This is a genomic window from Proteiniclasticum aestuarii, assembly GCF_017368455.1.
In the GTDB taxonomy this organism is placed as follows: domain Bacteria; phylum Bacillota; class Clostridia; order Clostridiales; family Clostridiaceae; genus Proteiniclasticum; species Proteiniclasticum aestuarii.
Map to the genome: position 1 here is coordinate 503,213 of NZ_JAFNJU010000001.1, position 25,630 is coordinate 528,842.

General features: G+C 45.8%; 22 protein-coding genes, 3 tRNA genes and 2 riboswitches. Of the genes, 6 read left to right on the plus strand and 19 right to left on the minus strand.

Annotated features, from left to right (window positions below; all coding sequences use genetic code 11):
* Positions 1-194: 194 nt before the first annotated feature.
* The 5 genes from J3A84_RS02470 to recD2 form a co-directional block, all read right to left on the minus strand.
* Complete coding sequence (locus tag J3A84_RS02470) at positions 195-716, minus strand: YkoP family protein (RefSeq protein WP_207598404.1); 522 nt, start codon at positions 714-716, stop codon at positions 195-197.
* 10 nt (positions 717-726) lie between these two features.
* Positions 727-1,422 (minus strand): polysaccharide deacetylase family protein, encoded by a 696-nt coding sequence (locus J3A84_RS02475; RefSeq protein ID WP_207598405.1) that lies wholly within the window; start codon positions 1,420-1,422, stop codon positions 727-729.
* 441 nt (positions 1,423-1,863) lie between these two features.
* Positions 1,864-2,328, minus strand: coding sequence for a ComF family protein (locus tag J3A84_RS02480; protein ID WP_207598406.1), 465 nt, complete (start codon positions 2,326-2,328; stop codon positions 1,864-1,866).
* Between the two features lie 136 nt (positions 2,329-2,464).
* Positions 2,465-3,448: a DEAD/DEAH box helicase family protein gene (locus J3A84_RS02485; RefSeq protein WP_207598407.1), complete on the minus strand. Its 984-nt coding sequence runs from the start codon at positions 3,446-3,448 to the stop codon at positions 2,465-2,467.
* Between the two features lie 25 nt (positions 3,449-3,473).
* A complete protein-coding gene (gene recD2 / locus J3A84_RS02490; RefSeq protein WP_207598408.1) occupies positions 3,474-5,693 on the minus strand; it encodes an SF1B family DNA helicase RecD2 in 2,220 nt (739 codons plus the stop codon).
* Between the two features lie 245 nt (positions 5,694-5,938).
* On the opposite strand from recD2, the gene nagA reads away from it, so the two are divergent.
* Positions 5,939-7,063 carry an N-acetylglucosamine-6-phosphate deacetylase gene (gene nagA / locus J3A84_RS02495; protein WP_207598409.1) on the plus strand — a complete coding sequence of 375 codons (1,125 nt, stop codon included), beginning with the start codon at positions 5,939-5,941 and terminating at the stop codon, positions 7,061-7,063.
* Positions 7,064-7,301: 238 nt separating this feature from the next.
* A complete protein-coding gene (locus J3A84_RS02500) occupies positions 7,302-9,035 on the plus strand; it encodes a DUF4153 domain-containing protein (protein ID WP_207598410.1) in 1,734 nt (577 codons plus the stop codon).
* 101 nt (positions 9,036-9,136) lie between these two features.
* Here J3A84_RS02500 and metK read toward each other — a convergent pair whose 3' ends face one another.
* From metK to J3A84_RS02560, 12 genes are all read right to left on the minus strand, one after another.
* Positions 9,137-10,327, minus strand: a complete 1,191-nt coding sequence (metK, locus tag J3A84_RS02505) for a methionine adenosyltransferase (protein ID WP_207598411.1) — start codon at positions 10,325-10,327, stop codon at positions 9,137-9,139.
* 73 nt (positions 10,328-10,400) lie between these two features.
* Positions 10,401-10,501: riboswitch (SAM riboswitch) on the minus strand.
* 53 nt (positions 10,502-10,554) lie between these two features.
* Positions 10,555-10,639, minus strand: a tRNA-Tyr gene (locus tag J3A84_RS02510).
* Positions 10,640-10,724: 85 nt separating this feature from the next.
* Positions 10,725-10,809: transfer RNA gene (locus tag J3A84_RS02515), tRNA-Tyr, on the minus strand.
* Positions 10,810-10,816: 7 nt separating this feature from the next.
* Positions 10,817-10,891 (minus strand) — tRNA-Thr (locus J3A84_RS02520).
* 273 nt (positions 10,892-11,164) lie between these two features.
* Positions 11,165-11,794 (minus strand): uracil phosphoribosyltransferase, encoded by a 630-nt coding sequence (gene upp, locus J3A84_RS02525; protein WP_207598412.1) that lies wholly within the window; start codon positions 11,792-11,794, stop codon positions 11,165-11,167.
* The gene (gene rpiB / locus J3A84_RS02530) at positions 11,794-12,258 is read right to left on the minus strand and encodes a ribose 5-phosphate isomerase B (RefSeq protein ID WP_207598413.1); all 465 of its coding nucleotides are present in this window, start codon (positions 12,256-12,258) and stop codon (positions 11,794-11,796) included. Before rpiB ends, upp begins: the two co-directional genes overlap by 1 nt.
* A 2-nt stretch (positions 12,259-12,260) precedes the next feature.
* Complete coding sequence (locus J3A84_RS02535; RefSeq protein WP_207598414.1) at positions 12,261-12,692, minus strand: arsenate reductase/protein-tyrosine-phosphatase family protein; 432 nt, start codon at positions 12,690-12,692, stop codon at positions 12,261-12,263.
* A 2-nt stretch (positions 12,693-12,694) separates the two neighbouring features.
* Positions 12,695-13,744, minus strand: a complete 1,050-nt coding sequence (locus J3A84_RS02540) for an L-threonylcarbamoyladenylate synthase (protein WP_207598415.1) — start codon at positions 13,742-13,744, stop codon at positions 12,695-12,697.
* 42 nt (positions 13,745-13,786) lie between these two features.
* Positions 13,787-14,866, minus strand: coding sequence for a peptide chain release factor 1 (prfA, locus tag J3A84_RS02545; protein ID WP_207598416.1), 1,080 nt, complete (start codon positions 14,864-14,866; stop codon positions 13,787-13,789).
* A gap of 48 nt (positions 14,867-14,914) precedes the next feature.
* A complete protein-coding gene (gene prmC / locus J3A84_RS02550; RefSeq protein WP_207598417.1) occupies positions 14,915-15,766 on the minus strand; it encodes a peptide chain release factor N(5)-glutamine methyltransferase in 852 nt (283 codons plus the stop codon).
* A gap of 1 nt (position 15,767) precedes the next feature.
* Entirely contained in the window at positions 15,768-16,667 is a 900-nt protein-coding gene (locus J3A84_RS02555; RefSeq protein ID WP_207598418.1) for a DUF1385 domain-containing protein, read from the minus strand.
* 15 nt (positions 16,668-16,682) lie between these two features.
* Positions 16,683-17,291 carry a thymidine kinase gene (locus J3A84_RS02560; protein ID WP_207598419.1) on the minus strand — a complete coding sequence of 203 codons (609 nt, stop codon included), beginning with the start codon at positions 17,289-17,291 and terminating at the stop codon, positions 16,683-16,685.
* A gap of 137 nt (positions 17,292-17,428) precedes the next feature.
* Between J3A84_RS02560 and rpmE the strand changes: the two genes are divergently transcribed.
* Positions 17,429-17,650 carry a 50S ribosomal protein L31 gene (gene rpmE / locus J3A84_RS02565; protein WP_207598420.1) on the plus strand — a complete coding sequence of 74 codons (222 nt, stop codon included), beginning with the start codon at positions 17,429-17,431 and terminating at the stop codon, positions 17,648-17,650.
* Positions 17,651-17,751: 101 nt separating this feature from the next.
* On the opposite strand, the gene J3A84_RS02570 is transcribed toward rpmE, so the two are convergent.
* Together J3A84_RS02570 and hcp are read right to left on the minus strand one after the other, a co-directional pair.
* Complete coding sequence (locus J3A84_RS02570) at positions 17,752-19,644, minus strand: ATP-binding cassette domain-containing protein (protein WP_207598421.1); 1,893 nt, start codon at positions 19,642-19,644, stop codon at positions 17,752-17,754.
* A gap of 154 nt (positions 19,645-19,798) precedes the next feature.
* The gene (gene hcp, locus J3A84_RS02575; RefSeq protein ID WP_207598422.1) at positions 19,799-21,433 is read right to left on the minus strand and encodes a hydroxylamine reductase; all 1,635 of its coding nucleotides are present in this window, start codon (positions 21,431-21,433) and stop codon (positions 19,799-19,801) included.
* Between the two features lie 386 nt (positions 21,434-21,819).
* Between hcp and J3A84_RS02580 the strand changes: the two genes are divergently transcribed.
* The 3 genes from J3A84_RS02580 (at position 21,820) to nrdG (ending at position 25,629) form a co-directional block, all read left to right on the plus strand.
* Positions 21,820-22,488: a Crp/Fnr family transcriptional regulator gene (locus J3A84_RS02580; RefSeq protein WP_207598423.1), complete on the plus strand. Its 669-nt coding sequence runs from the start codon at positions 21,820-21,822 to the stop codon at positions 22,486-22,488.
* Between the two features lie 92 nt (positions 22,489-22,580).
* A riboswitch (adenosylcobalamin (AdoCbl) riboswitch) is annotated at positions 22,581-22,723 on the plus strand.
* 61 nt (positions 22,724-22,784) lie between these two features.
* Complete coding sequence (locus J3A84_RS02585; protein ID WP_207598424.1) at positions 22,785-25,127, plus strand: anaerobic ribonucleoside triphosphate reductase; 2,343 nt, start codon at positions 22,785-22,787, stop codon at positions 25,125-25,127.
* A complete protein-coding gene (gene nrdG, locus J3A84_RS02590) occupies positions 25,120-25,629 on the plus strand; it encodes an anaerobic ribonucleoside-triphosphate reductase activating protein (RefSeq protein WP_207598425.1) in 510 nt (169 codons plus the stop codon). The genes J3A84_RS02585 and nrdG overlap by 8 nt, the downstream gene beginning before the upstream one ends.
* The last annotated feature ends 1 nt before the right edge of the window (position 25,630 follow it).

Genomic DNA, 25,630 nt, shown 5'->3' on the forward strand with positions numbered 1-25,630 from the left:
TTCAGGTTGGATCAGTAAGCGGTTACAGTAATTAATAATATAACAATGTCCAATATTTATAGTACAGAATTCCTGATTATCCCCACTTATGTTCTAAATTGTTGAAACAGATTCTGTCCTGATTCAATAAATGCAAAGTAATCAAAAAGGAAGCCTTCCAAAACGGAAGACTCCCTGTCTGCTTTACTGCTAGGCTAGGTTTCTATGGACAGAACCTGGTTTCTTGATATCCAGCATTCCTTGGCTACTCTCTTTTTCTTCGGTCCCGTGTCCTTTTCTTTTCTGAGCGCTGTACGAAGGATCACTTCTCCTGTGGAGACCAGCCTTCTCATGACCGGATTATCGATGTCCTTGATAGTAAAGCCCGCACGCCTCGCCAGCCTGTGCAGAAGCGTCACTGCAAGCACAGCTTTATACTCTTCGGCTTCATCTCTTCTCATATGATCTCCAATGAGCTTGAGCTCTTCATTCAGCATGATGAACAGATTACCGTAACTGGTATCGAGTTTCGACAGATTGGTGTTGATGATGTGGATCTCATAATATCGATCCCCTTTTTGAATCACCGTCCCGTCTTTGATTCTGACCGGATTACCTTTATAGGTTTTCGGCACCATGTACAGAAATTCCAGGGTGCTGCCGGGTACTTTTTTCCACCCGTGCAGCTTCACTATATTTCTATCATACGCTGCAATGATTCTACTGAATATTCTCATGCCAACCTCCTCACGCTGAAACGATGGTATTATCCTCATTCACTGGTTTCACAAAATGATATCCTTTTTCTTTCATTAATGGAAGTGCATTCTCCAGTGCAAGGATGGTTCTCTGTGGTGCATTTTTCGCTCCTCTTCCATCATGCAGAAGAATAATGTCTCCCGGCCTCACTTTTTGTGTCAGTATTCTTTCAATATGTTTCTCATCCACATATCTGCTCCAGTCCGAAGCATGAATGGACCATAGAACCGGTTCAAAGTCATACTGATGGATGAATTTTGACGAAGCGATGTTCACAAGTCCCCATGGAGGTCTGTATAGATGGACGGTTACGCCCATACTCCGTAAAACACTATTGGAACTGAAAAAATCTTCTTTCATGGCCTTATAGGTTCTAAACGGCGCTCCGATATGCTTATTGGCATGAAGCCCGATGGTATGTCCTTCATCCACCATTCTTTTGATAAGCTGCGGATTCTCCTTCGCTTTCTCCCCAAGAACAAAAAAAGTCGCTTTCACATTGTTCTTCTTTAGAAGATCCAGCACCTGGGGTGTATACCTGGGATCCGGACCGTCATCAAAAGTGAGCGCAATCTCCTTATCTCCGGATTTCACATTTCTTCTTACGTTTTTCGCAAAAAACCTGAAATAGATATTCGGTATGATGGAATATATCAAAAACAGATAGAACAAAATCGTATCCAAGTCCTCACCTTCTCACTATTACTATTCTTTATGTCGGCTTTCAGTTCTATTATAGTCCAAATTACAGTACATATGCTGAAATTCTATCAGTTCTACCGCTAAAAAAATTAAGCAGCCAAAGGCTGCTCAACTGCACTTACGTGCTGAAAGTTACTTGACCTAGTATTTGACCCCACACTCGCCTGCTGGAGCTTTTGCTACCCGGACTTAACCTCTCACTACTAACCCTCTCATTTCTGGCAGGACTTACCTCTAAGCTGCACCATGATTGTCAGTGCTTTGACTGACTTACGTGGATCCTTTCGCCTGCAACTGGCATGGACTATCAAGGTTACCCTTGAGCAACTACAAACATAACTTTCATTTATCAATTATAGCGATGTTGTTTTGATTTATCAAGCGATAGACGAAATTTTTCTGTCATGAAAAAGCTTGCCCCTTCTAGATTCTGGAGAAAGTGATGTACTTGCCCTCGATGCCATGCTTCTTCATGAGCGCAAGACATGCTGTCACCGTACTGCCCGTTGTGTAGACATCATCCACCAGCAGCATTCTCTTTCCTTTCAGAGCATCCATATGTTCTGAAAGAAGGGCTATCTTCTTCGCATTCTCACAGCGCTCATCGCGTTCCAGAACTTTCTGCTCTTTATCAGACGGTCGAAACAATGCTCTGACCGGAATATGCAGTCGATGCCCGATCCGCTTCGCCAGGTAGGCGCCATGGTCAAAGCCGAGCTTCTTCAATGAAGACTTCGATGATGGAGCAAAGGTGATGAAGTCGAAGCGCTCCTCTTCAGCAGACAGCTTCTCTGTTAGGAGCGTACCCATAAGGTCCCCAGCGGAAAAAATCATCTTCTTCTTATAGTTGGAGATCAGAATTTTTGCAGATTCCTGATGTCGATACATGGAAATCCCCGATTCCGATTCAGAAAGAATTCTTTGGTCATAGGAAAAAAAAGAGGCCCTGCAGGTTATGCAGAGCCCCTCATGAAAAGTCAGACAGACCGGACATCTGAGTCTGGGATAAAAGAAATCCGCTATTCTACTCAAAGCCTTCATCCCATAACACCTTGTTGAAGTGTCTCGCCAGATCCCTTGTCTTCTCAATGTCTCTTGTCACGTTTTGACAAATCATGAGTACTTCTCCGTTCATCTCATCATAGTAGCCGCTTCTGAGACATAGAAAGATCAGCTCCCGATAGGAGTAGCGACCGGCATCTGCACCGTGGATGATGATTTCGAAGTTTGTTTCCATATCCACATAATCATCCAGATTATCCGTGATGAAAATATGAGATTTCGTATGATCACTGCAGAGTTCTCGCATGGTCTTCATTCCGATCTCATCCACATCATAGATGCAGCTTTCCAGGCTCTCGTCGATTTTCGTGAGAAAACGCGCAACCTTCTTCTTCACTTTCTTGTTGGTTGTGATGAAGAGCACCTTCTTCTTCTCAAAGACAAACCACAGAAGGTACTCATACACAGAAGTGGGTACGAATTCATCCAGATTCAGTCTGGTCTCCAGAACCCGGGGTTCTGAAACAAATCCACTTTTCCCCGCCATGGGCACTTCAATGACATCCATGCCCATGAAGACCGACTCAAGTGAATACGCAACGACTTTTCTGCATTTCGGAAAGATGAATCCGATGAGATGCTGCATTTCCGGTTTTTTATGAATGGGAAAGGAATTCACATCATCATAAATCACCAGATCGTATTCTTCTCTTACCCTCAAAGCCTGCAGATAATCGCAGATCACCAGCGACTCCTTCTCGTTGATTTCCAGATCCTGATGGACAGATATGGAGTCTATGCCCCGATCCCTCATGGCACGGACAATCAGAACCCTGTCCTTGTCTTCACCTGTTATGTAGAGAACCCTCCCATTTTCCTTAAGCACTTTCTCCACCAGATCCCTGACCGGTTCAATGCCCATATATGGCACGGTCTTCATATTGATTGCTTTCTCCTGGGATGTTTCATACCAGCTGAAAAGCTGCATTCTTTTTTCCGTTTTCATAGATACCCCCGAATATTATTCCTGATTATGTTTCTTCTACGCTGACATTGTCCAGTACATTTAATATTCTATATTTCAGCGATGTGTGCCGTTCGTAGGTTCTGGTATTTCTGATCATATAGCTGAGCGCTTTCTTGGAACCCACAAGGACCAGAAGCTCCCTCGCTCTTGTCACCCCTGTGTAGATCAGATTCCTGCTCATGAGAAGCGGCGGTCCCATGAACACAGGAATGATCACGACCTTGAATTCACTCCCCTGGCTTTTGTGAATGGTCACAGCATAGGCCAGTTCCAGCTCATCCAGATCCTGGGATTCAAATTCCACAATTTTGTCTTCGTCGAAAAGCACAGAAACGGTATTGTCTTCCGTATTGATTCCCGTCACATAGCCGATATCTCCATTGAAGATTCCCTGCCCCTCAGGGGGTTCACCAAATACTCGCTTCACCTTTTTCCATTTGATCATGTAGTTATTCTTCGTCTGCATGACCTTATCTCCGATCTGGAAATCCGTGAAATCATAACTCCTGTTGTTCGGATTCAGCGATTTCTGGAGTACCCGGTTCAGATTATGTACCCCGAGCTCTCCTTTTCTCATGGGCGTAAGCACCTGAAAGTCCTTCACCCGATCCCACTTCTTATTGAAATTGGGCAGTCTTTTCGTGATCAGCTCCACAAGAGTGTCCAGAGATTCTTCTGGCCTGGCTTCACTGATGAAGAAAAAATCACTGTCCTTGGCATTGAGCTGAGGCATCTCTCCTGTGTTTATCCTATGCGCATTGGTAGTGATGTAGGACTCCTTGCCTTGCCTGTAGATGAACTGAAGCTTAACCACCTTGAATGCTGTACTTTCAATGAGATCTTCCAGTACTCTTCCAGATCCCACTGACGGCAGCTGGTCCACATCCCCTACCAGAATCAGCCTGGTCTTCGGTTTTATGGCTTTCAGAAGATTGTTCATGAGCATCACATCGATCATGGACGCTTCATCTATGATGACCACATCACAGTTTAAGGTATGGTCTTCGTCAAACAGAACCTCTTCATCTTCGGTGGAGACGCCCAGTTCTATGAGCCTGTGAATGGTTTTGGATTCCCGTCCTGTGGCTTCGGACATTCTTTTCGCGGCTCTTCCCGTAGGTGCTGCCATGAGGACCTTCTTACCAGCCCGGTCAAAGATTTCCAGTATACATTTGATGATGGTGGTCTTCCCGGTTCCAGGACCTCCCGTTATGATTTCAATTCCATTATGTACAGCACCTGCAATAGCTTCAATCTGTTTTTCATGGAATGAAATATGGTTGTCCCGCTCGAAATCCCGGATATAGTCCTCCACCGGAAGTTTCAGATCATCCACCTCGTCCAGTGCAAGACTCAAGATTCTTTTCGTCACTGAAACCTCAGCGTACAGATAAGGCAGCGCAAATACGCCATCCATACCATTCACTTTCTCCATCGCCAGTCTGTTTGTCATGACTGAGTGCATGAGATTCTCTTCAATGAGCGCTTCGGGCACTTCCAGCACACTCCGGCCTCTTTCCATGAGTTCGGATCTGGGAATGAAGGTGCTGCCTTGTGCGCAGTACTCATTGACGATATGGGTGATTCCACTCTGAATACGAAAGGGCGAATCGATTTCGATCCCAAGATTCCTGGCAATACCATCCGCTGTCTTGAAACCGATGCTTGGCACTTCTTCCGATAATACATAGGGATTCTGCCTGACTTTCGCAATGGCATCATTCCCGAAAACCCGATAGATCTTCAATGCCTGTTTGGGCGTTACCCCATAGCTTTGAAGAAAGACCATGATGTTCTTCACTTCTCTGCCTTTGATGTAGGAATCATAGATGAGCTTGATTTTCTTTTCTCCGATCCCATCCAGTTCCATGAGTCTTCTGGTGTCATTTTCAATGATATTGAAAATCTCGCTTCCGAATTTCTCCACAAGTTTCTTCGCTGTAATAGGACCAATACCGGAAATGGAACCCGATGCCAGATACTTTTCAATTCCTTTCAGCGAATTGGGCATTACCTCCTCATAGGTCTCACATTTAAACTGCTTCCCGAAGGTCGCATGGAGGACCCACTCCCCTTTGAGTATGTAGGTCTGTCCTACTGATATAAAGGGAAAGGTGCCCAATGCGATGTGAATATCCTTGTCGTCTTCTATTCTGAAAATGCAGAACGCATTTTCTTCATTCTGAAATATGATGTCCCGTACAACACCTTCTAAACTCTCCATAACTACTCCCTTTATCTGTTTCTATACTTTTCATAGTTATATCATAATCTAAAAGGCTACCGGTTTCCACATTTCCTTACAGGGATTATTATAAGGAGATGGAGGAAGATTATTCATCGTAATCTGTAAATTTTTACTGAAGAATTTACAAGAACGCCTCCTGCAGTAATCTCCCCCTGTTATTTTCATGTATAATATACTCATAGGAAATTATACAGAACATTAATGGAATAAGAGGTGTAGACATGATATTCAAGGATTTCAGAGTGATCTTCACGGACAGAATAGAAACGATGTCCGTTCAGATCAGAAATGGTAAAATCACAAGTTTCAACCCGGACGATGCTGATGACGAAGTCATCGAAGGAAAAGGAAGATACCTTTCACCGGGTTTCATCGATATACATATTCATGGCGCTGGTAATCACGACACCATGGAAGGTACCTTCGATGCACTTGAAACCATATCAAAAACCATAGCAGAATATGGTACAACAACATTTCTCCCCACCACAATGACAGTAGACACAAAGGAAATCAGAAAAGCCGTGGAAGCCGCCAAAGTAGCCCAGGGTCAGGTAAGCGGGGCATCCATCGGAGGTGTGCATCTGGAAGGGCCTTTCATAAGCGAAGGCGCCATCGGTGCACAGAATCCGAAATATGTGCAGAAGCCTACTCTGGAAGCTTTCAAGGAGATGGTCGGTAACAATCTGGATCTGATCAAGAACATCACCATGGCACCTGAGGTGGAAGGCGCTCTGGAACTGATTCCCTACCTGAGAGAGAATGGCATCAATGTCTCCATGGGTCATAGCGTGGCAACCTACGAGGAAGCTATGGAGGGAATCCGAGCTGGAGTCAATCATTCCACCCATCTGTTCAATGCCATGACCCCTTTCACCCATAGAAAACCCGGTGTCGTCGGTGCAATCTTTGATACGGACATCACAACGGAAACCATTTCCGACGGAATCCATGTAAGCTATCCTTCCTTGAGGACGGCATACAAAATCAAAACTTCCGATAAAGTGCTGCTCATCACCGATGCCATGATGGCATGTGGTATGCCCGATGGCACCTACTCACTTGGCGGACAGGCTGTCATTTCCAAGGAAGGTGCAGCAAGACTCACTTCCGGTGCACTGGCAGGCTCCATCCTCACCATGGATAAGGCCGTGAAGAATGTCTTTGAGCACACCGATCTGCCGCTTCACGAAGTCATCAAAATGGCCTCCTACAATGGAGCCCTCTTCATCGGCGCTGAAAAGATTACAGGTAAAATCGCACTTAATTACGATGCGGATCTTCTGATTCTATCCGATGACCTGAAAGTGGAGCATGTCTTCATCAAAGGAAAGCAGTTCAAGTAAGTTCATTTCCCGCTCCCTCACTCCTGTGGGGTGGCGGGTTTTATCTTATATTGCACATAGGAAGACCAGCACAGTGTTCAGAATGTTTTAATTCTTTATGAAGATTGCACGAATTCTTGTATTTGCAATGATTTTGATACTACTATAAAGATATAGCACTATACAATATAAGCAAGAAATCCCTACTTTACATCAAGGAGGTGAACAGAAAACACCCTTTTCAGGTGTTTTCTATACCATGAAAGTCATAGAACGAATCAAGGGACAATTCGCAGGACTTGGCGACAGCTTCTTAAGATATCCTGTCACCGTGCTGCTCTCCATCACACTGATGGTCATTCTGATCATCCAGAACGAAAGAAACATAGACGGTATCTATGATACCGAAATGCTTAGAAGACTCGCCATGACCGCAGCCATCGGCATGCTTGCCAGCATTTCTCTGAAACATCTGCAGGAACGGTTCTGGCCGGACAAACCTGCTCTGATCCTTGTAACCGTGCCATCTGCTCTGCTTATGACCTTGTATTACATCTTTTTCACGGAAGATATGAATCAGATCAGTGGCATGCGTTTCATCGGCTTCATACTTACCCTCATCATAGCTGTTTTCTACACCCTCAAGCTGAAGACGAACAGAAATTACGAACCTTATGTCATAAGAATCTTCAACGGATTCTTCCTCACCGTCCTCTATTCCGGAGTACTGTATTTTGGAATATCCGCCATCTTATTCACTATAAACGCCTTATTTGATGCAGACATCGACGGGAAATGGTTCTTCTACTTCTTCCTTATGGTGACTTTCATTTTCGGAGCACTGATGTTCCTGTCGAAGCTTCCGATAAAAGAGGAACACTTCGAAGACTACCCTTACAGCAAAGCACTGAAAATCCTCCTGCTGTATATCGTCATTCCGCTGATCACCATCTATACCGGAATCCTGTATGTCTATTTCATCAGAATTCTTGTAACACAGGAATGGCCAAGGGGTCTGGTATCAAATCTTGTCCTGTGGTACTCTGTGGTATCCGCTGCCGTGATCTTCTTCATTACTCCGATTCTGGAAGAAAACAGACTGGCCATGCTCTTCAGGACCTGGTTCCCGAGAATCCTCCTTCCGATTCTGGCCATGATGTTCGTCTCCATCGGAAAGAGAATCGCACAATACGGCGTGACGGAAAACAGATACTTCGTGGTGCTTCTGGGCATCTGGGTACTGCTGATCATGGTCTACTTCATTGTGAAGAAGAAGCTCACAAACATCTTCATCCCTGTGACCCTCTCGATCTTCGCACTGGTATCCATACTGGGACCCCTGTCCGCCTTCAGCGTATCAAACTTCAGCCAGAATCAGAGATTCACTGCTCTTCTGGAGAAGAACGATATGCTTCAGTCAGGTAGCATCCAGCCAGGCACGGGTGTCTCTGAAGAAGACCGGAGAAATATTTCCAGCATCGTGAGCTATTTCGATTCCAGAGATCCCAGTAAACTGAAATACGTGGCTGATGATTTTGAGTACAATGATTTTGAAAGAGTATTCGGATTCAAGAGAGAGGACTACTACGGATATCCGCAAATGGACTATATCTACTTAAGCACCGATATGGATCAGTCCGGTATTCTCATTGAGGGATTCGATTACCTCTTTACAGTGAATTACAACACGAAAACAGCTGAAACCGACGGACTCACCATTCAGCTGGACAACGTGACAGACCTGATCGTCAGCCTGAATGGACAGGTGATCATGACTGAAGACCTGTCTGAGGACATCGAAAGAATCGTCAGTGACAATGAGGGCAGAATAGAAAGAGCACAGATTTCCTTTGAAGATGCCATCATCCTGAAGGAGAACGACAGCGTTTCCGTCAAGCTCATCCTGAGAGAACTCTCCGCAAGAAAAACAGATGCGGACACACTGGATTTTGACTACATCAACTTCAACATCCTGGTGCAGGTGAAAAACTGATTGCACGAAAAGAAAAGCCTCAGTCTTCTCAATTGATTTTGAGTGACTGAGGCTTATTACTTTTCTGCTTGCTGTCCTGCTTGTGCGTTCAGCTAATACCCTTATGCCAGTTCAGGCATCAGAGCTCTGATTTCTTCCACCTTATCAAGCTTCTCCCATGTCAGGTCCAGGTCATTTCTGCCGAAGTGCCCATAGGCTGCAATGTTTCTATAGATCGGTCTCTGAAGATCCAGATCTCTGATGATGGCACCGGGTCTCAGATCGAACACCTTGCCGATGACTTCGATGATCCTTTCATGAGGGATTTTTTCGGTTCCGAAGGTGAACACTTCAATGGAGATGGGCTTCGCAACACCGATTGCGTAGCTCAACTGCACTTCCAGCTTGTCGGCAGCTCCTGCTGCCACAAGGTTCTTCGCCACCCATCTTGCTGCATAGGCTGCAGAGCGGTCAACCTTTGTGGGGTCCTTTCCTGAGAAAGCGCCTCCTCCATGTCTGCCGTATCCGCCGTAGGTATCCACGATGATCTTTCTTCCAGTCAGACCGGAATCTCCTTGTGGTCCTCCAACGATGAACTGTCCGGTAGGATTCACATAGATCTTGGTGTTCTCATCCATGAGGTCCTCAGGCACCACTGCCATGATCACATGTTCAATGATATCTTTTCTGATTTCTTCCTGCGTCACAACAGAGCTATGCTGGGTGGAAACAACAATGGCTTCCACTCTGACCGGCTTGTCGTTCTCATCGTATTCAATGGTCACCTGGGTTTTCCCATCTGGTCTGAGATAAGTGAGTGTCTCATTCTTTCTCACTTCCGCTAGTCTTCTTGCCAGTTTCTGCGCAAGATTGATGGGCATGGGCATATAGTCTTCCGTTTCGTTGGTGGCAAAACCGAACATCATCCCCTGGTCTCCAGCTCCTGTCTGAAGCATGGCATCATGGTCGCCTTCACGGGTCTCCAGAGATGCATTGACACCCTGAGCAATGTCAGGTGACTGCTCATCAATGGAAGTAAGTACAGCACATGTCTCGGCGTCAAAACCGTACTTGGCACGGACATAGCCGATCTCAGTGACAGTCTTCCTTACCACCTTGGGGATATCCACGTAGCAGTCTGTTGTAATCTCACCCATCACCATGACCATACCGGTGGTCACTGCAGTTTCGCAGGCAACTCTAGCTTTCGGATCCTGTTCAAGAATACTATCCAGTATGGCATCTGAAATCTGATCGCAGATTTTATCAGGATGTCCTTCTGTTACAGATTCTGATGTAAATAATCTTTTCATTTTTTTCCTCCCTTTTTTCTGGCAAACAAAAAACCTCTTCACAATAAGAAGAGGTGTCGTAAGTTCTACATCTCTCTTATCTCGCAGCAACCATGCTGCAGGAATTGGCACCACGTATCGCTACAGGTTGCCGGGTTTCACAGGGCCCTTTCCCTCCACCTCTCTTGATAAGAGTATTCAATTTTTTTCATAAAAAAAGACAGCAATTGAAACAATTGTGTCTTTTGTGGTGGAGGAGAGTGGATTCGAACCACTGAAGCAACTTGCAACAGATTTACAGTCTGCCCCCTTTGGCCACTTGGGTACTCCTCCCTATCAGTGTACAACTGCCTTTTTATAGTACAACAGTCAAAGGATTTTGTCAATAACATTTGCTTATGTTTTTCATTGGTTGAAATGGTGGAGGAGAGTGGATTCGAACCACTGAAGCAACTTGCAACAGATTTACAGTCTGCCCCCTTTGGCCACTTGGGTACTCCTCCGAAAATGTGGAGCTGGTGAACGGAATCGAACCATCAACCTGCTGATTACAAATCAGCTGCTCTACCATTGAGCCACACCAGCAAATGAACTGACAAAGACTAGTATATAGCCTGGAGAAAGATATTTCAAGGGTTTTTCTCAAAAAAATCCTCATTTTTTCCAGGGAGTTTTTCCTCACCGCACATTAAAAGAGTAAACCTCCTGAGGCTCTTATGACATTGCAATTAGACGATGATCTCACTCAAGCTGATTTTATTCATGAAATCCGCCGAATCAAAATACACCCACAAAGCAGACCACTTCCGCTTTGTGGGTGTCTGGAACCATCAGTCTCCTGACAGATCCTGATTACAGTTACTTGGTACCGAAGAGTCTGTCTCCAGCATCCCCCAGACCAGGCACAATATATCCGTGTTCATTCAGCTTCTCATCGATGGAAGCAATGAAGATGTCCACATCAGGGTGCTTTTCCGATAAGGCTTTGATCCCTTCAGGTGCTGCCACAAGACCGACGAACTTGATGCTCTTCGCTCCTCTTTTCTTCAGCATATGAATCGCATCGATGGCAGAGCCACCTGTTGCAAGCATCGGATCCACCACAATGACTTCTCTTTCTTCAATGTCCTTGGGAAGCTTGCAGAAGTACTCCACAGGCTGCAGTGTGCTCTCATCTCTATATAATCCGATATGTCCGACCTTCGCCGCTGGGACGAGCTTAAGCATCCCATCAACCATACCGATCCCGGCTCTCAGAATCGGCACGATAGCAAGCTTCTTTCCTGTGATCATTTTACAGTGGGCTGTTGCCACAGGAGTCTCGATATCCACCTCTTCCATTGGAAGGTCTCTTGTGACCTCATAGGCCATAAGTGTGGAGATTTCTTCCACCACTTCTCTGAATTCCTTGGACCCTGTATTCTTGTCTCGTATGATGGCCAGTTTGTGTAGTACCAGCGGATGGTTGATTTCAATAATTCTGCTCATTAGTTTTCCTCCTCAACGTCTGCATTCTCTTCTTCTAGTCTGGTTATTTTATCAATACGGTTCTGATGTCTTCCGCCCTCGAACTTCGCACCTAAGAACGTGTCCACGATATCCAGAGCCAGGGCCTGGCCGATGACTCTTTCTCCCATGGTCAGGATATTTGCATTGTTATGCTCTCTGGATGCGTGGGCGCTGAAGGTATCATGACACAATGCCGCTCTGATTCCTTTCACCTTGTTCGCTGCGATGCCGATGCCGATGCCTGTACCGCATACGAGGATCCCGAGATCGGACTCCTTTTTCACTACACTGAAAGCCACCGCTCTCGAAATGTCAGGATAATCGCAGGATTCTCTTGTGTAGGTTCCGAAGTCTTTGACTTCATATCCCTTCTTCTCCAGATGTTCCTTCACCGCTTCCTTTAATCCTACTCCACCGTGGTCTGAACCAATTGCAATTTTCATGTTTACCTCCTGTATTTATCGAATTGTGTGATTTTATGGATCAATCTCCTGATCTCACTGAACGTCCTGAGATAGATTTCCTCCTTCATGCCATAGGGGTCCATAACATCCCCAGATTCACCGGCAAGCTCCTTCAGGGTATAAACCCTTTCCCCGCCATAACGCCTTTTCACTTCCCGTTTCTGGGCTTCTGTCATGGTGATGACATACTCTGCCTCTGCAAGGTCCAGGTCCATGAGTTCTTCCGCTTCTCTGTCCTCATCGTATCCGTACTCTCTTTTCAGGATCTTTCTGGTTTCTTCCGAAATTGTGCTTCCTCTTTGAACAAAGAGGCCCCGTGAATCAGCTTCCGCCTTCAGATACGTCTCATTGAATATAACTTCCGCCATGGGACTTCTGCAAGTATTTCCTGTACAGACAAATAATACTTTCATGATTACACCTCTACTATATTGAATCCGGATGCCTTCTTTAAGCGATTCATGATGGCGATGCCGACACCTGTCTCGGAAAAACCCTCCGCAAGTATCACATCCACATTCAGATCATCAAACATCCGTAACCCCTCAAAAAGATTTCTTGCAATCTCAGAGGAATTCTTCTCGCTTCCCAATGAAATAAACCTGATGTTCTCTCTATTATACATCGTCTCGCGTTCTTTGGGAGCTAAAATCCCTACAACCTTCCCTTCCGACCGATACTTTTCTGTCCGCTTCAGAATCTCTTTTCCTGCTTTTTCCACATCTCCTGAGATGATGGTCAGCGGAGCTTTAGGCGCATAGTGCCTGTATTTCATGCCTGGCGCCTTGGGAATCTCCTTTTCATCCGCTCTGGTCTTTGCTTCATCATAAACCACCTCCGGATCCATCACAAGTAGATCCTCATAGGTGATATAGCCTGGGCGAAGAAGACGTGGTGGATGAACACTGTAATCCACGATGGTGGACTCCAGTCCGACAATGGAGCTTCCATCTCCAATGATCATATCCACCCTTCCATCAAGGTCTTCCACACAGCGTTTGAAATTTGTGGGACTGGGCTTTCCGGAAATATTCGCCGACGGCGCAGCGACAGGACATCCCGAAGCCTTTATAAGAAGCCTTGCGGTTTCATTGGAAGGCATTCGGATCCCAACCGTATCAAGTCCTGCACTGGTTTCCAGAGGCACAATGTCCGTCTTTTTCAGAATGAGCGTCAGAGGTCCTGGCCAGAACTTATCCATCATCGCCTGCGCCTTCTCGGGAACCTCCGCTGCAAAGGCCGAAATGTCCCTGTCCGCCACATGGATGATCAGAGGATTATCCTGAGGTCTGCCTTTGGCTTCGAATATCTTTCTCACTGCATCCTTATTCAATGCATCAGCACCGAGCCCATAGACCGTTTCTGTAGGAAAGGCGATGACGCCCCCTCTTTTGATGATTTCGGCACCCTGCTCAATCCGATTCATTTCTATTCCGTTTTCGAAATTCACTTTTATTGTTTCCATTTTCACTCCAAAAATGGGGACAGTAAAACTGCCCCCTCATCATCAATTACTTCTATTCCCCAGCGCCTTCAGTTTTTCGGCCTGGTCAAATCGGATCAGGGAATCAAACATTTCATCCATATCTCCATTCAGGAAGGATTCCAGTTTATAAAGTGTCAGGTTGATTCTGTGGTCCGTCACTCTGCCCTGTGGATAATTGTAGGTTCTGATTCTCTCGGAACGGTCCCCGGTACCCACCTGTGATTTTCTTTCGTCGGCAATCCCCTTGTTTCTTTCTCTCTCCGCGATTTCGTAGAGTCTGGAGCGAAGAATCTTCAGCGCTTTCTCCTTGTTCTTCAGCTGAGATTTCTCGTCCTGCACTGCTACCACAAGCCCTGAAGGAATATGGGTCACACGAACAGCGGAGTCTGTTGTATTGACCGACTGTCCACCGTTACCGGAGGAACGGTATACATCCACTCTGATGTCGTTCATATCGAGCTGCACATCCACTTCATCCACTTCAGGAAGCACTGCCACCGTTGCGGTGGAGGTATGGATTCTTCCTGAGCTTTCCGTATCCGGAACCCTCTGGACTCTATGCACACCAGACTCGTATTTCATCAGGGAGTACACACCATGCCCTTTGACCATGAAGACCACTTCCTTGAATCCGCCGATATCGGTCTCATTCAGACTCATGATCTCCACTTTCCATCTCTTGCTCTCGGCATACTTCACATACATCCTATAGAGATTATAGGCGAATAGAGCCGCTTCATCTCCTCCTGCTCCACCACGGATTTCAACGAATACGTTCTTGTCGTCGTTGGGATCCTTGGGAAGAAGCATGATCTGAAGTTCAGACTCGATGCTTTCCAGCTGAGCCCTGATGTTTCTTACATCTTCATTGATCATCTCTCTCATTTCCTGGTCATCTTCAGACTGGAGCATTTCCATATTGGCATCCAGCTCTTCCTGAAGACCTTTGAATTCACGATACTTCATGACGATGGCTTCCAGGTCCGAATGCTCCTTCACGAGCTTCTGCCAGTTCTCCTGGTCCGCTATGACACTGGGATCGCTTATACGCATGGTAAGCTCTTCATACTTACCTTCTACAAAACTTAATCTATCTAACATTACTTTCTCTCCTTTAATTCATCTGATTTGAAAAATAACGTCAGTAAGCTAAGTTTCCGGGATGAGCTCTCCTGAAACTACGCGATGATGACCTGAAAGATCTTTCAGGGTGATTATATTTTTAAATCCGTTTTCTTTTAACATTCTTTCCACCTCTTGACTCTGGTCATACCCGATTTCAAAAATCAGCATCCCATTTTCCGTCAGATGTCTTCCTGCATTCTTCGTGATTTCCTTATAGAAATCAAGTCCATGAATTCCTCCGTACAGCGCGGTGTGAGGCTCATATTCCTTTACGGAAACAGACAGCTCCTCCATATCCTTCCCGCTGATATAGGGAGGATTGCTTACGATGAGATCATACTTTTCATCAATCTTCTCAAAGAGATCCGACTGAATGAATTTGACGCGATGAAACACGTCCATATGCTTCGCGTTTTCCATGGAGACCGAAATGGCCTCTTTATTTATATCAGAAAGTGTAACATTTGTAAATTCCAAAATCCCCGCAATGGATAATCCGATGGCTCCGGAACCACTGCATAGATCAAGAATTTTGCGGTATTTCTTCTCTCTGATCACTTCCAACGCTTTCTCCACGGCAATTTCCGTATCCGGTCTCGGGATCAGCGTATGGGCATTCACCTTGAATCGAAACCCCATGAACTCCTTGTATCCTATGATATAGGCAATGGGCATTCCCTTTTCTCTCTGAGTAAGTTTCGCGCGATATGCCCGCTCTTCTTTCTCACTCAATTCAATCTCGCGGTGAGTCAGTAGAAACACTTCATCTTCACTCAGCACTTCTTTCAGCAGCACTCTGCCATCCAGCGATGGTGTATCGGAAATCCCACTCAGTTTTTCCTGTGCAAGTTTAACGGCTTCTCCGATTGTAAGCATGCTAGACCAGCCCCTCCGCTTCCTTCAACGCTCTGATGGATACTTCCAGCATATCATCCAGAGGTTCCTTCGTTGTCAGCCTCTGAAGCATCATGCCAGGATAAGCGACTATCTTCTGGATGGGACCTTTTGTTCTTCCCAGCCATCTCAGGATTTCATAGGTGATTCCAGAAATCAGAGGCAGGAGAAGAATTCTTGTCACAATTCTCATGAGCGGGCTGGTCCATCCTGTGAAGCTGAAGACGATGATACTTACCGCCATGACCAGAAACATGAAGTTCGTGCCGCATCTTTCATGGAATCTTGTGCAGCTTCTGGCATTTTCCACCGTCAGATCCAGCTCGTTCTCATAGCAGATGATGACTTTGTGCTCTGCACCATGATACTGGAAGACTCTGTAGATATCCTTCATCTTGCTGATACCATAGAGATAACCCAGAAAGATGCTCAAGCGGATCACTGCTTCTATGGCGTTCAGACCGAGATGCGGAAGGTCGTAGTTTCTCAGAAGTCCTGTGATCAGCGTCGGAACGACGAAAAACAGCAGGATGCTGAGACTCAGGCTGAAGATCATGGTGATGGTTTCTATGATCTTTTCACCTTTCTCACCGAACTTGTCCTTCAGGAACTTGTCGAATCTGGATGGTTCCTCATCTTCTCCGAATATGGATGCAGACCAGTTGAGACTCTTGATTCCGATTTTCATGGAGTCAATCAGGGCGACGGCTCCTCTGATCAGTGGCCAGCTCAGCACTTTATGTTTCTTGGAAAGCGGAACGGAATAATCATGATTGACCACGATATTCCCTTCCGGATTTCTTACAGCAGTGGCAATGCCGCTCTGGCCTCTCATCATGACGCCTTCAATAACGGCTTGTCCTCCTACAGTTGTATTTCTCATTTATTCACCAAATCCTTATTTCAATTTATTCTTTTCGCTTGCTTTCTTTCTGTATTTGAAGTAGCAGTCTGCGCACAAGGACTGATATTCCACATCACCGACCATATCGATGGCCACCTGCTCTCCTTCGAAAACAAACTCCCCGTTGATTTTTCTTCCATTCAGGAGCGCTTTCTTTCCGCAGGTACAGATGGTTTTCAGCTCTTCTATGCTGTGTGCCAGAAGAAGCAGTCTCTCACTGCCTTCAAAGCCGTTCATGAGAAAGTCTGTCCTTAAACCGTAGCATATCACAGGCACCTTAAGAATAACTGCAACTTTCAGAAGCTCATCGATGTGCTTTGCGCGCAGAAACTGTGCTTCATCCACAAGAATGCAGTTGATCTTGCCTTCACTCTGAATCCATTTTTCAGTCACTTCATAAAGATTATCCTCATCCTGCACCGCAAAATCAGCTGTTCTGACCACACCCAGTCTGGAAACGAGCTGATTCCCGCCTTTTGCATCGATCTGAGGTTTGAAGATCTTGACTTTCATCCCTCTTTCCTCATAATTATAGGCAACCTGCATAAGGTTGGTGGACTTTCCTGAATTCATTGCGCCATACCTGAAATAAAGTTTACTCATTATAAAATTCTCCTAACTTCTTAATACCCAATATATTATAACATCTCCGCCCCTCTTAATCTATATTATTGTTGACTCCGTAAATTCTTAGTGTTAGAATTGAATAGTTAAAAAATGATGAAATTGAGGTGAATTAAATGAAAGAAGGCATACATCCAAATTACAACTCAGAGGCTGTTGTTAAGTGTGCATGTGGAAACACATTCGTTACTGGTTCTGTAAAGGACGAACTTAAGGTTGAAATATGCTCTAAGTGCCATCCATTCTTCACAGGTAAGCAGAAGATTGTTGATGTTGGCGGAAGAGTTGATCGTTTCAATAAGAAGTTCAACATCACTCCTGCAAACGAAGAAGAATAGGATCTTCATTTAATTAAGGATCAGTACTGGTCCTTTTTTATTTTGCACAAATCAGGGAGAAAGCGATGCAGTGCTGCATCGCTTTCTCCCTTTTTCTGTTTTCAGAGGAGTCCCAGTTCTTCAGCAAGTTCATTCAGGTAGGTCCATCTCTCCATGGCCTCTTCCAGCTCTTCTTCGATGGCGTTCTTCTTTTCCATCAGCGCATTGAGCTTTTCGAAATCCGTGGCAAATTTTTCTATTTCCTCGTCTGTTTTTTCCAGTTTCTGCTCCAGATCTGCTATTCTCTGGTCAATCCCTTCAAATTCCCTTTGCTCTTTGTAGGAGAATTTCTTCGGTTTCCCCTGTTCTCTCGTCTTTTTCTGCGGTATCTTTACCTTCTTCTCTTCTTCCACTTTCACGTCCTGTCTCTTTTTTTCTTCATAGTCCGAATAGTTGCCAAAGAGAATCTCGATCCCTGCATTCCCTTCAAAACTGAAGATCTTTTCTGCTACGCGATCCAGAAAGTACCGGTCATGGGAAACAGTTATCACAGCCCCCGGGAATCCCTCCAGATAATCTTCAAGAACAGACAGGGTGGCGATGTCCAGATCATTGGTCGGTTCATCCAAAAGTATCACATTGGGTTTCTCCATGAGGATCCTCAGAAGCATGAGTCTTCTTTTCTCTCCACCTGAAAGCCGGCTGATGGGGGTCCACTGCTCATCTGGAGGAAAGAGGAATGTTTCCAGCATCTGGGACGCTGTGACCTTCCCATCAACGGTATCGATGATTTCCGCCGCTTCTTTGATGTATTCTATGACCCTCATGTCTTCGTTCAGTATTGTGTATTCCTGTGAAAGATAGGCGATCTTCACGGTCTCACCGATATCTATGACGCCCCGATCCGGCTCCACCAGCCCGGCGATCATTTTCAGAAACGTGGATTTCCCGATGCCGTTCTCTCCTATGATCCCGATGCGGTCATCTTTCAGGACATTGTAGCTGAAATCCTTCAGAAGCACCTGATCTCCGTAGGATTTGGAAATGGAGGAGATTTCAATGATCTTCTTTCCTAATCTGCTAGATACGGTCCGGATTTCCACATCGGATCCTTCCACATAAGATTCCTGATTCTTCAGCTCCTCAAACCGGTCGATTCGCGCCTTCTGCTTCGTGGTTCTTGCTTTCGCTCCTTTTCGGATCCAGGCCAGTTCATTCTCCAGAAGCTTCTTCCTTTTCCGGTCCGCCACTTCCTGAAGTTCCTCTCTCATGGCTTTCATTTCCAGAAACCTGGAATAATTCACAGGATAGCTGTAGACACTGCCACGGTCGATCTCCAGGATGCGGTTGGTCACCCTTTCCAGGAAGTACCTGTCATGGGTCACCATGAGAAGCGCTCCCCTTCTGTCCTTCAGATACCCTTCCAGCCAGGCGACGGTATCATTGTCGATATGATTGGTCGGTTCATCCAGAATCAGCAGGTCACAGGGAGTGATCAGAGCTGTGGCCATGGCTACTCTTTTTTTCTGACCGCCGGAGAGTGCTCCGATCTTTTTCCCGAAATCCGTAATACCCAGCTTCGTGAGGATGGTTTTGGCTTCGGATTCCATGGACCAGGTATCCAGGGCATCCATTTTTCCCGTGAGGCTGATCAACCTCTTCTCTGCCTCTTTGTCCTGCGGATCCAGAACGGTCTTCTGCAGGGCCTCCTCATAGGCTCTGATGGTTCTGAGCTCTTCGATGTCCCCGCTGAAGACCTGATCCAGAACTGTAAATTCTTCATTGAAATCCGGTTCCTGAGACAGGTACATGATCCTGGCCTTTCCAACCCTCTGAACGAAGCCCGTATCCGGCGGAATCACACCCGCAATGACTTTCAGCAGGGTGGATTTCCCTGTTCCGTTGATGCCGATGATGCCGATTTTATCTGTATCGCCAAGAGTCAGAGTCACTTCTTCAAAAAGCTTCTTCTCCCCAAAATTCTTTGATATATTTTCAACTGTTATGATGTTCACGCTGATTTCTCCTTCATGGTTACTCTACCCCTAATCATACATCAAATCGAAGTCCTTTGGTAGAACCTGATGCACGCAATGACAGGCAGTAAAAAGGTCCCCTTGAGAAGCGGATGGAGGCCGCTCTCAAAGGAACCTTTGTCAGATTATATGCTTACTGAGCCATGAAGAGTTCAATGTCCTCATCCACTTCACCGATTGGACTGATGCCAAACTTCTCCACTAGGACGTTGGCCACAGTAGGGGACAGGAATGCTGGCAGTGTTGGTCCGAGATGGATGTTCTTCACCCCCAGATACAGAAGGGCAAGCAGCACGATGACGGCTTTCTGCTCATACCATGCGATGTTGTAGGCTATGGGCAGATCATTCAGATCATCCAGACCGAAGATTTCCTTCAGTTTCAAGGCAATGACCACCAGAGAGTAGGAGTCGTTACACTGTCCTGCATCCAGCACTCTTGGAATACCACCGATATCTCCAAGTGGAAGCTTGTTGTATCTGTATTTTGCACAACCTGCTGTCAGAATCACGGAATCCTGAGGAAGCTTTTCAGCAAACTCGGTATAGTAGTTTCTGCTGTTCATTCTACCATCACAGCCTGCCATGACCACAAACTTTCTGATGGCTCCGCTCTTCACCGCGTCCACAACCTTGTCAGCCAGAGCTGTGACCTGCGCGTGAGCGAATCCGCCGACGATCTTGCCGGTTTCGATTTCTGTTGGTGCATCCAGTGTCTTGGCCATTTCAATAATGGCTGAGAAGTCCTTCACACCATGCTCATCCGCTTCAATATGGGTACATCCAGGATAACCTGATGCTCCAGTGGTGAAGATTCTGTTTCTCAGGGATTCATTTCTTGGTGGCACAATACAGTTTGTGGTGAAGAGTACAGGTCCGTTGAAGGATTCAAATTCCTCCACCTGCTTCCACCATGCATTTCCGTAGTTTCCGACGAAGTTATCGTACTTCTTGAACTCTGGGTAGTAATGGGCTGGAAGCATTTCACTGTGTGTATAGACATCCACGCCAGTTCCCTTTGTCTGCTCCAGAAGCTGCAGAAGATCCGTCAGATCATGTCCTGAGATCAGAATCGCCGGATTGTTTCTTACACCGATGTTGACTTCTGTCATTTCAGGATTGCCGAATTTGGATGTGTTGGCATCATCAAGAAGCGCCATGGCACTTACGCCAAGTTCACCGGTCTTCAGTGTCAATGCCACCAGATCATCCGCACTTAAGGAGTTGTCCAGCGTGGCAGCCAGTGCTTCATAAGTGAATCCGTAGATGTTCTGGTTTTCCTTCCCGATGTTCAGTGCATGGTGTGAATAGGCAGCCATCCCTTTCAGACCATAGATGATCAGTTCTCTCAGGGAACGTACATCCTCATCCTTCGTGGAAAGAACGCCCACAAGCTTTGCCTTCTTCAGCATGGAATCTCTGTCTGTGACGGTAAAGGAAGCAGCATCCGAGTACTTTTCAAGGTTAGCCAGTTTCTTCAGCTCTTCTCTGTATCCGATCATCTTTCTGATCTGATTTTCGATGGCCTCCTCATCAAAGTTCGCATTGGTGATGGTCATGAACAGAGCGTTGGTCACCTCATGATTGATTGTACCCATGGATGGCACATTAAGCTCTCCCTTCACGACAATCTGGGAAATCCCCTTCAAGGTATAGATGAGAAGATCCTGCAGATTCGCTACTTCCGGGCTTTTACCGCAGACACCGATGATTTCGCAACCGGTCCCCTTGGATGCTTCCTGACATTGAAAACAGAACATGTTTGACATAAAACTGATCCTCCTTATAATTTCAACTGTTTCATTATTGGAATATTTCAGTACATACTGAAATAGTTTTTCGCATTATCCTGAGTATTAACTTCGCAAAACCGACAGCTGAACTTTCTTCGCAATTATCAGCATCTCATAGACAATAGTAATAAATCTGAGATTTCATAATCAGAATCAAGAAGACGCTTTTCAATTCTGAGTTGTTTACTAGGATTACGAAATTGATTATAATAGAACAGAAAAGTAAAAACTGTAACATCTGTTACACTTTTGATAATATTTCAGCTTTTTGCGTTATTTTCTTGTTCAGCTGGAAAATCCCCGGAAAGAAACCGACTGCGGGTACTCTGCCCCTGATTTAATAGAAGAAGAGGTACATATAAATGATAATCAACATGAAGAATCTAATGAAAAACTCCATGTTTCAGAACATGAGTGAAGAAGAACTCAAAAGCATTCTGGATCTTGGCACCTGCGTCCAGGAAACCTACGAAAAAGACACACTGGTCATAGAAGAGAATGAAGACTGCGACACCATCGGCTTCGTTCTGGAAGGAACCCTCACCATTCAGCAGTACGGATTAAGTGGAGATGCCCTCACCATCAACGTATTCCGGCATGGGGACTGCTTCGGCGCACCCCTGCTGTTCACATCCAAAGCGAAATACCCCTTCACCCTGGTCACTTCCACAAAGAGCACCGTGCTGTTCATCCCCTTTGTCCAGATGAGGACCATGCTGGAGAAAAGCAGAACCTTCAACACCAACTACCTGACCTTTTTATCCAATCACATTTTCATTCTGAAAAACAAGATCAAGATCCTCGCCCACAATGATGTGCGTTCCAGGCTCATGATCTATCTCTCAAGAGAGATAGAAGCAGCAGGTACCACGAAGTTCAGAATGCGACATAAGAAGACTGAAATCGGAGAAATCATCAAGGTTGCCAGGCCCTCTGTTTCCCGTGAGTTATCCAATATGGAGAGAGATGGACTTTTGCAAATCAAGGGCAGTGAAGTGACCATTCTTGCGCCAGAGGATTTCATAATTTAGACAAACCAAGGAACCCCTGACGCAGATCTCAACATTTTCCACTTCCCATATTACACAACATGTAGTATACTTATCCCGATAACAACACAATATATTGAATATTAATTCGCAAGAGCAGGGAAACAGGTTCAACTCCTGTGCGGTGCCGCCACTGTAAGAGATATCGCTTCTCAAAGCCAGATTGCTGCCTTGTCGATGATCAGTCATGCTTTACGTTGCATAAAGCAGGTCTTCTTTTAAAGTGGATCTCTCTTTGCAGGTGAAGAAAGATCCATTTATTTTATTGGAGGTAGAAAATGGAAAACAGAACCAGCACCCTTAAGAATGTGGTGAAAAGAGATGGCAGAATACTGCCCTATGACAGAAGTAAAATCATCTCAGCAATCATCCGATCCTTTGAGGCGGAAAAAACGCCTTACACAGATGCATCCATCACCGAGCTTTTGTTGTGGGTAGAAAACCAGCTCACACTCCACCCTCAGAAAATGCCGGCTGTGGAAGAAATCCAGGATTACGTCGAGCTGGCACTTCAGACCAAAGGTCATTACTCTGTAGCGAAAGCCTATATTCTATTCAGAAATCAGAGAAGCAGAACAAGAGAAATGAAGTCTGACCTCATGAGGATTTATGAAAGAATCACCTTTGAAGACGCCAAAAACGATGATCTGAAAAGAGAGAATGCCAATGTGGACGGTAACACCGCCATGGGAACGATGCTGAAGTACGGTTCTGAAGGGGTGAAGGACTTTACGAAACTGTTTGTACTCCACCCGGATCACGCCAGTGCTCACGAGGATGGCCTCATCCACATACACGATATGGATTTTTACAATTTCACTACCACCTGTACCCAGATCGATCTGATCAGACTCTTCAAAGACGGATTCTCCACCGGGCACGGATACCTGAGAGAACCCCAGGACATCCTTAGCTACAGCGCGCTAGCCTGTATTGCCATCCAGTCAAATCAGAATGATCAGCACGGTGGGCAAAGCATTCCGAACTTCGACTATGCCATGGCCGAGGGCGTCCGTAAGACCTACGCGAAACAGTACAATCAGAATCTGGAGAAGGCTCTGACTCTGCTTTCCTTGTCTTATGATGTCCAAGCACTGAAAAAGGAGATGCTGCATCTGGATGGCCAGGGCATCCAGAACCAGATGAATCATGCCGACGCCTTTGAAGAAGCACTGAAGCAGCATTTCAGAAGAAGTGGCATGAACCAGGAACTGCTTGGCAGAGCATTGTCCTTTGCCAGAAAAGAAGCGATTCTGGAAACAGATAGAAAGACCTATCAGGCCATGGAAGCCTTCATCCACAATCTGAACACCATGAATTCCCGTGCAGGCGCACAAGTCCCGTTTTCTTCCATCAATTACGGAACGGACAGATCGCCCGAAGGTCGAATGGTCATGAAGAATCTCTTGCTGTCTCTAAAGAGAGGTCTCGGAAATGGTGAAACCCCCATATTCCCGATTCATATCTTCAGGGTGAAGGATGGCATCAACCTCAATCCGGAGGATGCGAATTATGATCTTTTCGAACTGGCAACAGAAGTGAGCGCTAAGAGACTTTTCCCGAACTTTTCGTTTCAGGATGCCCCTTTCAACCTGAAATATTACAGAGAGAATGATCCTGAATCCGAAATCTCCTACATGGGCTGCAGGACAAGGGTACTTTCCAACATCACCGACACCTCTCTTGAAACCCCTTACGGTCGAGGAAACCTCAGCTTCACTTCAATCAATCTCCCAAGGCTTGCCATACTTTCAAAGGGCAGCAAGGAGGATTTCTTCAAGAGACTAGACCAGACCCTTGATCTTGTCGTTTCTCAGCTCCTTGACCGGTTCAGTATTCAGGCTGCGAAAAAAGCGAAAAACTTCCCTTTCCTCATGGGCCAGGGCGTATGGAGAGGTAGTGAAGGGCTTTCCCCTGAAGATGATCTGGGGGAAGTCTTACGACACGGTACGCTATCAGCAGGATTCATCGGACTGGCTGAAGCACTTGTTTCACTTACCGGCAGTCACCATGGCGAAGATTCATCCGCCAGAGAACTGGGGCTTGGTATTGTTTCTCACATGAGAGAGAGGATGGATCTTGAAAGTTTGAAAAGAAATCTGAACTTTTCTCTCATCGCCTCCCCCGCCGAAGGCCTATCGGGCCGATTCGTCGCACTGGACAGGAAAAAGTTTGGTATGATTCCCGGTGTTACGGACAAAGCCTATTACACCAACAGTTTCCATGTACCTGTATACTTCCCCATAACCTCTTTTGAGAAAATCAATATAGAATCTCCCTATCATGAGCTGACAAATGCCGGGCACATCACCTACGTGGAGCTGGATGGGGATGCGAGCAAAAACCCGAAGGCTTTCTTGAAAATCATCAGGCACATGCACAAGTCAGGCATCGGATATGGTTCCATCAATCACCCTGTGGATTTTGATCTGGTCTGCGGATATCAGGGAATCATCGGTGATACATGTCCTGGATGCGGGAGAAACGAAGAAGAACACCCCTTCACGAGAATCAGGAGAATCACAGGATATCTGGTTGGCTCCCTTGATCGCTTCAATAACGCAAAACTGAGCGAGGTCCGCGATAGAGTGGTCCACGGAAAAGGACACATCCATGATTAGGATTGCAGGCATCATCAAAGAGTCTATTACAGATGGTGAAGGATTACGACTCGTCGTCTTCGCCCAGGGATGCAAACATCAGTGCCCAGGCTGTCACAACCCTGATACCCACCCCTTTGAAGGAGGTTCCACCATCCAGAAAGAGGAAATCATAGAGATGATTCTGGAAAACCCGCTTCTGGATGGGATTACATTTTCAGGGGGAGATCCGTTCTTCCAGGTGGAAGCCTTCCTTCAACTGTCACTTCTCATAAGAGAAAAAGTCACACCGCATTTTCCCCATTTCACAATAATGGCATACACAGGCTTCACATACGAGAAGCTCATGGAAAGCAGCCCTATCTATTCGCCTCTCCTGAATGAGATCGATGTGCTCATCGATGGCCCATATATTCAGTCTCAGAGAACAATGGATCTGAATTTCATCGGATCCGTTAATCAGCGAATACTGAACATGAAGGAGACGCTAATACAGCAGAAACCTGTTCTGTACAGCATGTAGA

Excerpts from the sequence above, each read along its gene's own strand:
- J3A84_RS02485 (WP_207598407.1), bottom strand. The coding sequence starts at position 3,448 with ATGAAAACGGAAAAAAGAATGCAGCTTTTCAGCTGGTATGAAACATCC.
- J3A84_RS02535 (WP_207598414.1), bottom strand. The coding sequence starts at position 12,692 with ATGAAAGTATTATTTGTCTGTACAGGAAATACTTGCAGAAGTCCCATG.
- J3A84_RS02560 (WP_207598419.1), bottom strand. The coding sequence starts at position 17,291 with ATGAGTAAACTTTATTTCAGGTATGGCGCAATGAATTCAGGAAAGTCC.
- J3A84_RS02585 (WP_207598424.1), top strand. The coding sequence starts at position 22,785 with ATGGAAAACAGAACCAGCACCCTTAAGAATGTGGTGAAAAGAGATGGC.
- prfA (WP_207598416.1), bottom strand. The coding sequence starts at position 14,866 with ATGTTAGATAGATTAAGTTTTGTAGAAGGTAAGTATGAAGAGCTTACC.
- J3A84_RS02580 (WP_207598423.1), top strand. The coding sequence starts at position 21,820 with ATGATAATCAACATGAAGAATCTAATGAAAAACTCCATGTTTCAGAAC.
- rpmE (WP_207598420.1), top strand. The coding sequence starts at position 17,429 with ATGAAAGAAGGCATACATCCAAATTACAACTCAGAGGCTGTTGTTAAG.
- J3A84_RS02540 (WP_207598415.1), bottom strand. The coding sequence starts at position 13,744 with ATGGAAACAATAAAAGTGAATTTCGAAAACGGAATAGAAATGAATCGG.
- nrdG (WP_207598425.1), top strand. The coding sequence starts at position 25,120 with ATGATTAGGATTGCAGGCATCATCAAAGAGTCTATTACAGATGGTGAA.
- J3A84_RS02470 (WP_207598404.1), bottom strand. The coding sequence starts at position 716 with ATGAGAATATTCAGTAGAATCATTGCAGCGTATGATAGAAATATAGTG.
- hcp (WP_207598422.1), bottom strand. The coding sequence starts at position 21,433 with ATGTCAAACATGTTCTGTTTTCAATGTCAGGAAGCATCCAAGGGGACC.
- J3A84_RS02480 (WP_207598406.1), bottom strand. The coding sequence starts at position 2,328 with ATGTATCGACATCAGGAATCTGCAAAAATTCTGATCTCCAACTATAAG.
- recD2 (WP_207598408.1), bottom strand. The coding sequence starts at position 5,693 with ATGGAGAGTTTAGAAGGTGTTGTACGGGACATCATATTTCAGAATGAA.
- nagA (WP_207598409.1), top strand. The coding sequence starts at position 5,939 with ATGATATTCAAGGATTTCAGAGTGATCTTCACGGACAGAATAGAAACG.
- metK (WP_207598411.1), bottom strand. The coding sequence starts at position 10,327 with ATGAAAAGATTATTTACATCAGAATCTGTAACAGAAGGACATCCTGAT.
- J3A84_RS02500 (WP_207598410.1), top strand. The coding sequence starts at position 7,302 with ATGAAAGTCATAGAACGAATCAAGGGACAATTCGCAGGACTTGGCGAC.
- rpiB (WP_207598413.1), bottom strand. The coding sequence starts at position 12,258 with ATGAAAATTGCAATTGGTTCAGACCACGGTGGAGTAGGATTAAAGGAA.
- J3A84_RS02555 (WP_207598418.1), bottom strand. The coding sequence starts at position 16,667 with ATGAGAAATACAACTGTAGGAGGACAAGCCGTTATTGAAGGCGTCATG.
- upp (WP_207598412.1), bottom strand. The coding sequence starts at position 11,794 with ATGAGCAGAATTATTGAAATCAACCATCCGCTGGTACTACACAAACTG.
- prmC (WP_207598417.1), bottom strand. The coding sequence starts at position 15,766 with ATGCTTACAATCGGAGAAGCCGTTAAACTTGCACAGGAAAAACTGAGT.